At 35.8% G+C, this 10,375-nt stretch carries 6 protein-coding genes, 1 tRNA gene and 2 pseudogenes; 1 reads left to right on the top strand and 8 read right to left on the bottom strand.

The features are described from left to right. Positions 1–13: 13 nt before the first annotated feature. A complete protein-coding gene (locus tag OZD64_RS05125; protein ID WP_274999201.1) occupies positions 14–1,342 on the bottom strand; it encodes an IS4-like element ISWen1 family transposase in 1,329 nt (442 codons plus the stop codon). A 92-nt stretch (positions 1,343–1,434) separates the two neighbouring features. On the opposite strand from OZD64_RS05125, the pseudogene OZD64_RS05120 reads away from it, so the two are divergent. Continuing rightward, positions 1,435–1,781: pseudogene (locus OZD64_RS05120) on the top strand (transposase); the annotation flags it as partial. Positions 1,782–1,887: 106 nt separating this feature from the next. Here the strand turns inward: OZD64_RS05120 and OZD64_RS05115 are convergent. The 7 genes and pseudogenes from OZD64_RS05115 to OZD64_RS05085 all read right to left on the bottom strand — a co-directional run bounded on the left by OZD64_RS05115 (position 1,888) and on the right by OZD64_RS05085 (position 9,804). Next, a tRNA-Ser gene (locus OZD64_RS05115) sits at positions 1,888–1,974 on the bottom strand. A 31-nt stretch (positions 1,975–2,005) separates the two neighbouring features. Beyond that, a complete protein-coding gene (locus OZD64_RS05110; protein ID WP_038199032.1) occupies positions 2,006–2,812 on the bottom strand; it encodes a DUF2163 domain-containing protein in 807 nt (268 codons plus the stop codon). A 436-nt stretch (positions 2,813–3,248) separates the two neighbouring features. Continuing rightward, positions 3,249–5,228 carry a WD0745 family porin gene (locus OZD64_RS05105; RefSeq protein ID WP_010962806.1) on the bottom strand — a complete coding sequence of 660 codons (1,980 nt, stop codon included), beginning with the start codon at positions 5,226–5,228 and terminating at the stop codon, positions 3,249–3,251. A gap of 179 nt (positions 5,229–5,407) precedes the next feature. Then, positions 5,408–6,256 carry a 3'-5' exonuclease gene (locus OZD64_RS05100; RefSeq protein WP_051955838.1) on the bottom strand — a complete coding sequence of 283 codons (849 nt, stop codon included), beginning with the start codon at positions 6,254–6,256 and terminating at the stop codon, positions 5,408–5,410. Further along, positions 6,249–7,133: a GTPase Era gene (era, locus tag OZD64_RS05095; protein WP_274999442.1), complete on the bottom strand. Its 885-nt coding sequence runs from the start codon at positions 7,131–7,133 to the stop codon at positions 6,249–6,251. Before era ends, OZD64_RS05100 begins: the two co-directional genes overlap by 8 nt. Positions 7,134–7,383: 250 nt before the next feature. Further along, positions 7,384–8,324: pseudogene (gene cydB / locus OZD64_RS05090) on the bottom strand (cytochrome d ubiquinol oxidase subunit II). A gap of 73 nt (positions 8,325–8,397) precedes the next feature. Next, positions 8,398–9,804: a cytochrome ubiquinol oxidase subunit I gene (locus OZD64_RS05085; RefSeq protein WP_274979195.1), complete on the bottom strand. Its 1,407-nt coding sequence runs from the start codon at positions 9,802–9,804 to the stop codon at positions 8,398–8,400. Positions 9,805–10,375 lie beyond the last annotated feature (571 nt).

Raw genomic sequence — 10,375 nt, 5'->3', positions numbered from 1 at the left:
CATACGCGTCAAGTTAAGAGATTGTAAGTAAATTCAGGGAAGTTAAGGTAGATACTCTAGTTTTTCTGTACTTGTCTTTTAATGAAAATCGAGACCAAGTTATGGTAAGCTTTTTAAGAAAAACTTTCAAACTATTAACTTTATTCTTTAGTGCTAAAAATAACTCTATAACCCGCTTTTTTAGCTCAATAAATGCCTTTGTTAAGCTAAGTTCTGTATTCTTTTTCACTTCTGTGCAACCAACTATGCCGTGAAATATAAGAATTGCGCACAATTTAGCATATAGTTCACATAATACTCTGCATGGCTTTCCTTTTAGCTTATCAAGTCTGATATGGCTTTTATACAATTTAAATAATAACTCAATTTGCCACCTTACTCTGTAAATCGTTAATACTTGCTCAGCACTAATTTTATTTTCTGGAACATTAGTTATAAATATTGACCAGTTCAACAATTTTTGATTTCTTTTAGAGGATGTATATCCCTGCGATCTTGCTAATCTATTAGCTTTCCTTCTTCTGGCCATAGACTGTTCTTCAGTTAGTTTCTGACATATAATTCTTACTCTAATTTTTGCTTCTTTTCCTAACAATACCTCGTTTTCTAAAAATAACTTATCCTCTAAACATTCTAATAACTCCATTTTTTGATTTGTTTCTACATCATATATGTTGGTATCGGATTTATAACGACTTATGAAATAAGCTCCTATTTCATTGATTTGTTTAAAAGAACTTGGCACAAAATAACCGAGATCAGATATTAGCAAATCATTGCTTAATATATTACTTAAATGTTTCCTATATCCCTGGTCTGATCTTACTCCCTCCGTTAAATTAAGTTGGTCTATTATCTGATTCATGTAGTCGAAAACTAATTGTAACTTTATTCCAGACTTAGTATTGCTTTCATAGCCACTGTAGCTAGTACCATAACCTTTATACATCTCTTCCATACTGTTAGGTAGAGTAATATAGCTACTGTCCAATAATTTAACACTATTAAATTGCTGTAAGATTTTGCAATCAACTTGCAAGATATTTTTGAAGAGAAGCACAGATTCATTATACATCCTTTTCATAAATTCCACTGCTTCTTCAGTAAATCTAAAATCCAAACCTTGTTTTGTTATATCTATCGAGTCCTCGTTTAGTAATTGACACATTGTTTCTACGCTACAATTATCAACCCCTATATTACCCAAGACCATGGCTTTTACGAACGATGAACCTTTTAGCTTTCTCTTTCTTTTTATAAACCTTGTTGTAATTGAGATTTTGTCTGCTTTTTCATTAAAAAATTCTTTGAGCTTTTTTGATAAGCTAGTTATTTTATTCATTGGTTCTCTCACTAAAAGTATTTCTGGGAGAACTTATACCTTATTATTCTATCTCTTTCATACCTTTATTTCCTTAACTTGACGCGTATGGAGCATATGACAGACATAAACTCTATAAATTGTGTGATGAATGCGGCATAAAGACAAAAATTCCTCCAAAAAAACAATGCAGCAGAGCATCCAAAGTATGGCAGAGAGAAATGCTGCAATTAGACTAATAAAGTCATACAGCGAAGATGGAATGAAGAGGTGGAAAAGGCAAACAAACTACGGAAAAAGATCTTATGTAGAAAGTTTTTTCTCGCGACTGAAACAAACATTCGGGTTTAATTTTCGGAACAAATCTGAAATTAATCGTGGGAAGGAACTGCTACTCAAGTGTTATTTGCTTAATCAATTTACTGACATTGGTATGGCTAAATTTGAAATGGCTACATGAATTTATCGTAAATTACCACCGCATAGTTGTAACATTGTACCATATTACAATGTTCGTACAGTTGTGTGCGCGACCGGGGGTTTTATACTATTCTAGAAGTAACATACGGAAAAGGGGGGATTCGAACCCCCGACATATTTTCATATGTGCACGCTTTCCAAGCGTGTGCTTTAGACCACTCAGCCACCTTTCCATGCTTATTCATAATATTGAAAATTGTACTGCTAAACAATATAAAAACCTGGTATATAGGGTTCACCACGAAAATTCACAGTATTGTTAAACTTGCTTCTGCAAGTTGGAAATGTTTTATCGCAACCTGCGAGTATTGAATATTTATCTCCAGCAAAAATTTGGTATGGAGGCGAAGTAAACAACGTAACTACTTTATTTTTATATTCTTTTACTACACCTTCAAACGCTATTGAGCCAAAGAATTTTACTACTCCGTGCTTATAATATTCATCACTCTCAGTTAAATTCGTGTCTTCAAATCTTCTTTCGTCTATTACTTTAGTGATTGTACTTATTTTACTAAATTTTTTAGTATCGGCTTTACATTTATCATCGCAAAATTGTGCTCTGCATGCAGGAGAGTATAATTCTGCTATGCTTCTCTCAAGCTTTGCTGAAAGCCCTCTAATTTCAACAATAAATCTTCCACTACTTAATGTCACTTGACCAAAAATTCCTGAATGTAGATTCATTGTTCCCTGGGTCAAGTCTTTATAATTCACAAGAAATATTTCAATATTTGCAAAGTCGTACTTTCCTGATAAAACATCTTCTTCTTTAATATCAGCACTATTTAATATCCCTTCAATTTCTAGATTATCAGTTTTCAAATCGCTGTTTAATATTATACTACTGGCTGTAAATCCACTTGAAGATTTATAGAGTATATTATCAATATTTAAATCTTCATCATAGTCAGTGAATCCCATTACTTCTCCACCTGCGAGCTTTAATTTCCAGCACGTAGCGGTGGTAAGTAATTCTCCAGCTAAATGATTTTTTAGTGTGGTTTGCATAGGGGCCTCCTGCTTAATTGATTAAATTTGAAAGTAGCTATACGGCCAGTAGAATAAGGGCAGTGTGTTCTTTTCTCATCATCTAAGTAGCCATAAAGCGTCATTCCGGTGACCATAGGGTGTCATTCCAGTGCTTGACACTGGAATCCAGGAAATTTTGCTTGTAAGTAAGCAAACTGATTTGGTGAGCATCAAAAGTGGCTGATCTTATGCTGAATAAACGCTTTTGATGAAGTTGCATGGAAAGCTGGATCCCAGTGTCTGGGCACTGGGATGACATCCTTCTTGGTGGAGTGTCCTCAAATCACAATGTTCGTACAGTTGTGTGTCACGCACTGGGATGACAGGAGAGAGGACACCATATGTTTATTTGATCGACAAATAAACACTAACAGACAAGAATACACCACAGTTAACTGTGGTGTGTACTGGCTGGTTAGAAAGAAAACTTCACACCAGTAAGAAGGAGAATTCCTTGGTTAGAAGGTACATCAGCATCAGACTCATCTTTCAGCTTACCTGTTTCGTTAGTCATAAAATAATGGAGAGCTGCGTAAGGAACAAATTTGCTCTTACTGCATGCAGGAGACAGATCATATTGAACGCCAAGTGCACCATCATGAAGCATATCTTTGTCATTCATTCTGCTGCCAAAATACGTCAAACTTGTGTAGATATTCTCATGTTGATACCCAGCTCCTACAGTCCAATACATGGTATCTATACTATCTTTACCAAATTGAGCTTTCAGCCCTTCCACTCTTTTGCCATCAGTAGCATCTTTACTATCAATTTCCGTGTAGGTATCACCAATTAATTTTTTAATACCCTTCGGTTGACCAGATTTGCCCAAGTATGCAAAAGAGGCAGCAAACTTTACGCCTTGATCTTCATTAATCTTATAATCAGCGCTTACACCAAAATTAACACCCATCAGGTCATTATACTCCACAAATTCCTTATAAAGATGCTTATCTTTACTTGGTTGCTTTGGAAAGCCATATTCACCAACTGCAGAAGTTTTAACTTTTATGTTATGTTTATCAAAGTCATATTCATATGATGCACCAGCACTTACTATGTGCTCATAGTCTGGGCCGACATGCTTTATCGTTTCCTTATGTTCTATCTTACCGCCTTTATCTTCTGAAACTGTTTCTTTTACAGTAAACAAACCACTATCATAACGAGGTGAGTAGCTGATACCAAATCTTGCGCCCATATAATTTGGTGAGTAGTAAGCAACTCTAAATGGCAGTGTAGTCATAACGCCTTTGTTATATTTCCCTGCCATGCGGAAAGAGAATTTTTCACTTTCACTCGAAAAACTTTCAGTGTAAAGACGTGGTGTTACATAAAATGGAAAGCTAGCAGCGCTTCCTTCTAAGTTCACTTTTCTGAACCAGTCACTATCTGCAGCTCCGTCAACAGTCGCAATTCTTGTTGCATCAAGCCTCATCAGAGCCTCAGGACCAAATTGGTAACCAAGCTTCACGTCACCATATTTTGAGTTAACAAACACATGCGCACTTCTGCCTTTTGCAGCATAAACACCCTGTGAAGCTCCCTTACCTTCGGTCACTGGAACATGAAACTGCACGTCAGCACCATAAAGAAGACCTAAATCTTCATTCTTATTTTCTGCTCTGAGGTGCAATATTGCATCAGCAATCATACCCATATCGTTGCTGTAATCACCAATATTTCCTATTCCTTCATAGAATATTGGATTTGCTCCTCTTGTTATATCTGGAGTGGCATTATAATACTCTGTAGATCTGTTTGGCATAACGTTATAACGTTTATAATCTGCGCCACTTGGTCCAGCTTTGCCATAACCTTGAGCATCAACAACACCACCAAAAGTTATTCTTAAATTACTTTGCCCTTGATTGGTATCGATAATATCAACTCCACCAACTGAAACAACAGGACTTGCCTTACCTTTTTCCTCTGTATTTTTGTTAACAACTTTTATATCCTTCTTTACATCTTTAGCTTCAACTTTAGCATTCTTAGTTTTAGAACGCTTAGTTTTTGAAACTTTACCTTTTTCTATATTAGAATTCTTAGCGTTTAGAGCTTTCGCTTTTGAATCCTCTATAAGCTTTGCTTTTTTCTCATTTGCTAGCCTGATCTCCTCTTTTTTCTTCTGCTCGGCTGCTAATCTTAGCTCCTCTTTTTTCTTAAGCTCTTCAGCTTTTTTTCTTGGATCAGCATTACATATTCTGTCCATCTTTTCTTTCAGTTTTTTATTTGATGTTTTCATAACTTCCACTTTTCCAGAAGTTTTTGTGCTCTCTTGCTTTTTTATTTCCTTCATACTCTCATCAGGAAAGTCAGCTGCAAAACTGCTGAAAGAACATAAAGTTAATAAAGAAACTAGAGCAGTTCTAGTATACATAGACTTTTTCATGAAGTGCCCCCAAAAAATTTCGAAATCATATCTTAAATGTAAATAGTATAAAAATGTTGAAAATTCAACTTAAAGTAACCTTATAACGAAAATAAAAGTAAAATGCAATACCTTAAAAGCAACTTTCTTAATATGCTCAACGTGTATATTAACCAAAATTTAGTACAGAGGTTCGCTTGTTAGTGCATTATAACTCGACTATTTATTCTATGGAAGTAAAATTTTCCACCACAAGTTATTTGCCATTCTTCTTTAAATTTCTTTAGGTATTCTTTTTTTTCGCACTCTAAAAGTAGCTCTTCCACACTTTTGTTGTAGCTTTCAGTAGTAATCCTTCCCTGATGATGCATGAACCTTAAGTAAATCAAATAAGTGTTAATTACATCTGTTTCACAATAATCTCGAATCTCTTGTATCTTGCCGCTATCGTATAAGTCCATAACTTGTGACCCATCAACTCCAATCTTACCAGGAAGATTAAATGCTGCACAAACTTCGTTCATTTTTACTCTCGCAGAAGCTCCAAAATCAGAGAGGGATTCAAGCAAATCACAATGCCAATCACTGCTATATCTCTGATTGTAACTATTCCACTTATCGCCAGCTTTATGAAAATATTCTGCTTGAATGCCATGGACCATAGCACGATACTTCAGCACTGGTATATCAAAAGTGCGTCCGTTGAACGAAACTAATCTTGGCTTTTTCTCTGATATGTAGTTAAAAAATCCTTTCACTAGCTCCTTTTCACTGGAATTTAGTGTGCCTCCAGATCTTATTTCTTGCAGTGTGAACACCTCATAACCACTCTGGTAGCTTATATTGCAAAGTAAAAAACTAATAACTACAACAAGGTGAAAAGGCTGACGCAGAAAAGAGTTTTGCCCGTTTGTTATTTCAAGATGATATTTTGTTAATGCATCCCTCTTCTCTTCTACACTACTATCATCACTAATATTGAGTAAATTTTTGCAGGAATTTACATCTGGTATAGTTTCAATATCAAATACCAATAAAGAATTAAGCATTGCCTATATACTCCTCCGGACGGTCGATCCAAGGTCGCACTTTCACAAATAAAAAGAGGTGTACCTTGCACTCAAATAATTTTTCTAGTTCAGCACGCGCTTCGATATTAATTTTTTTAATATTACTGCCATCTTTTCCTAGTACTATTTTTTTATGACTATCTTTCAACACAAATATGATCTGTTTGATGACTAAACTCTTATCTTTTTTTTCCTCAAATTGTTCAGTTATAACAGCTGTAGAGTATGGCAATTCTTCACGCAAGTTCAAGAATAATTTTTCTCTCGTAATTTCTGCTGATAAAAAATTTGTCGAGGAATCGGTTATTTGATCTTCTTCATAAAACCAGGGGCTCACCGATGCAACTTCAGACAAGTAATTCATCAAATCAGAAAGTCCATCATTCTTTAATGCTGATATCATAAAAACCTTTTCAAATTTATAAAGCAAATTCAGATGCTCATGCGCCATCTTTAATTCAGGCCTTTTTACCAAATCAGTTTTATTGATAACCAAAATGCATCTGCCTTTTGTGCGCTGCAGCCGCATAAATATAGTCTTAATTCTTTCTATATTTTTCAAATAATTGCTTACATCAACAAGCAACAAAGTGATGTCACTCTCCTTAACTGCCGACCATGCAGATTTGACTAAAGCTTTTTCAAGTTTTGTTTCTGCTGAGAAAATTCCTGGGGAGTCAGTAAAGACAATTTGTGTGTTGTTGCATGTTGCAACACCCCTTATTTGCGTCCTTGTTGTTTGCACTTTAGGGGTGACAATTGCAATTTTCTTGCCTATGATGCTGTTAATTAATGTAGACTTCCCAGCATTTGGTAAGCCAGCTATGGTTACAAATAAGCATTTTTGTTCTTTCACAAAGAAAATTATAAAGAAAACTGAATGCCCGCGTCAAGCTACTTATATGACAAGAAGGATGACAGAACCCTTTTTGGTTAGCATGCAAAAAGGAAAAAAACTTATTCTACAAATTAAAAATACAATATACTCAAAAACTTTTCAGAAAATCCATAGGAGGGTTTGCTAATGAAGGCTCTTGAGTTGACGCCATTGCCTGAACGACTGCTTGATTTAAGGGTAACGTTTTAACCATAAGGTCACTAACTCCTTAATATGTGTGTTCATAATTTGATTTTCCACGAAAGACATAATAGCAATAACCAGTGTAAGTTAAAATGATTGGTAAAAGCGGTATTATAACAATGAGCATTAAAGATAAACTTGGCCCAGAAGCAGCTGCATCCAGAATGGTATATTGAAAAGGTATAATCCATGGGTAGATACTAATTCCTAAACCTAAATATCCCATAAAAAAATAGCAATACTGAGAAAGAATGGACGGTACTCCCGTTTAGTATTCTGAAGATCAAACCACAGCATGAAAAATAGCCAAGATGTGAGTAATGGAATAGAAAATAAATAATAAAAATTTGGCATGCTAAACCAAAAGTTTTTAATACGTTCATTTAAAAATGGTGTCACTACACTCACTAGTCCCATGAAAATACCTACAAAACCAAGCGTATAAGAAGCAACCTTGCGTGCCCATTCTTGTGTTATATTTTCTGTCTTCATTATGAGCCATGTAGAACCTAAAAGTGCATATCCAAATATCACAGCAATGCCTGTCATTACACTAAAAGCACTTGCCCAATCAAATTGGCCACCAGAAAAGTTGCGTCCGTTTACTTCTACACCATGTATAAATGCACCTAAAATCATGCCTTGGCAAAATGCAGCACCAAGTGACCCAAAATGAAAGGCATAATCCCATAATCGCCTGTATTTTCCTTCTGCCTTAAAACGAAACTCAAAGGATACTCCGCGCACTATAAGGCCAAGCAGCATAATAATGATTGGAATATAAAAAGCAGGCATTAATATTGAATATGCAAGAGGAAAAGCAGCAAACAACCCTCCACCACCCAATACCAACCATGTTTCGTTTCCATCCCAAAATGGTGCAATTGAGCTTATCATGTGATCACGGCATTTATCTGACGGTGCAAAAGGAAGTAAAATACCAATACCTAAATCAAACCCATCCATTAAAATATACAGTAAAACAGCTATGGCAATTAGTAATCCCCAGATTAGGGGTAAATTAATTAAGGAAGAGAAATCAAACATGATTGTTGTCCTTTCCAGATGTACCAGCATCAATCACTGAAGCTCCAATACCGTGTTTATAAAATTGCTCTTCTTCTTTAATGACAGGAATTCCTTTGTATATAAGTTTCAGAATATAGTAACTACCTGCTCCAAATATAAGGGTATACATAACGATAAATGCAATCAAAGACCATGCAACCTGAGGACCGGTAATCGCAGATGAAAATGATTCAATTGTGCGCATAATTCCATATACAGTGTAAGGTTGACGGCCAATTTCAGTAGTAAACCAACCTGCAAGTAACGCTATGAACCCAGACGGCATCATTGATATCCACCACCCATGTAAGAAACAACTTTGGAATAATTTGCCACGAAGATACTGTATAACACTTACTGACCCAATTATGATCATTAAAATTCCAACTCCAACCATTATACGGAAGGACCAGAATACCCATACTACAGGTGGTCTATCTTCTTTTTTCCATTCCTTTAATCCTTTTACTTCTCCTAAAAAATCATGTGTTAAGATCAAGCTGGCAAGATTAGGAATTTTTATCTCGTAGTGATTAATTTCATTTTGCTGATCCGGATAAGCAAATAAAAGTAAGCCAGCCCCTTTTTCGGTTTCCCATATACCTTCCATTGCAGCAATCTTAGCAGGTTGATGCTTTAGTGTATTTAATCCATGCCTATCTCCCATGAACAGCTGAAATGGTGCAGCTAAAGCTACCATAATGGTTGCCATACCAAGCATAATTCTTGCTTGAGGAGCATGTCGTTTTCTCCAAAGATAAAATGCTCCTACACCACCAACCACAAAAGCTGTTGTAAGATAGGCTGCTGTTACCATATGAATAAAGCGATAAGGGAAAGAAGGATTAAAAATAATCTCTAACCAATTGGTTGGATATAGGAGACCATTCTCACCAATCGTGAATCCAGCGGGTGTTTGCATCCAACTGTTGGCCGCAATAATCCAAAAAGCTGAAATAAGCGTTCCCACTGCAACAATACAAGTAGAAGCAAAGTGCATACGAGAACTTACTCTATTCCATCCAAATAGCATAATACTCAAAAAAGATGCCTCCAGAAAAAAGGCTGTTAAAACCTCAAAGGAAAATAGAGGGCCGAGAACATTGGCTATGCGGTCAGAAAAAATCGACCAATTGGTACCAAGTTGATATGACATTACAACTCCAGATACCACTCCCATGCCAAAAGCAACGGCAAAAATCTTGATCCAGAATTTATAAACATCACGGAAACGTGTATCACCAGTCTTAAGCCAACACCATTCCAAAAAGGCTAGAAAACTTGCAAGCCCGATCGTGAAAGCAGGAAATATAATGTGAAAGCCTATTGTTAAGGCAAACTGAATTCGAGCTAGCAGCACAGAACTAAATTCAAACATTTTATCCAATACCCATGTATTACAAATAATAGCCAAATCTACCTATAATTCAATCCATTTTTTCACAAAATTGACCTTACCCAGAAAAAGTAGAGAGAAAGTTAAGACGTTTTTGTCATGAGAATAAATTGTGCAGGAATACAACTGTTCTCCCTTGTCATACCGTCACGGTATCTCTAGATCCCGCTAACACGTAGCGGAATGACGAATTACTTAACCATCATTACACCGTCATACCGCGATTCATTCGCGGTATCTCAAAGCATAGATCCCGCTAACACGTAGCGGGATGACGGTTGTTGTTTAGCTGTAAATATTAAGAAATTTACCAAATGAAAAAAAGGCAAAAGAAGCCCTGGGGTTATTATCCGCTTTAAAATATTGGCGTTTTTTATGTTTTAAACGCTTGACAAGCGAGATTCAGCCGCTTTTAATTGCAACTAACTTACGCTGCAAATGTTTAAGAAATTTACTAAGCAGAAAAAAAAGACAAAGAACCCCCGAGTTAGCTAGTCTTTTACTATCTCTGTCGAGTATTGGCATTTTTTGATGTCTTGTAACGCTTTATAAG

It is taken from the genome of Wolbachia endosymbiont of Drosophila tristis, from assembly GCF_028981745.1.
Classification (GTDB): domain Bacteria; phylum Pseudomonadota; class Alphaproteobacteria; order Rickettsiales; family Anaplasmataceae; genus Wolbachia; species Wolbachia pipientis.
This window is presented reverse-complemented; position numbering and strand designations above follow the sequence as displayed.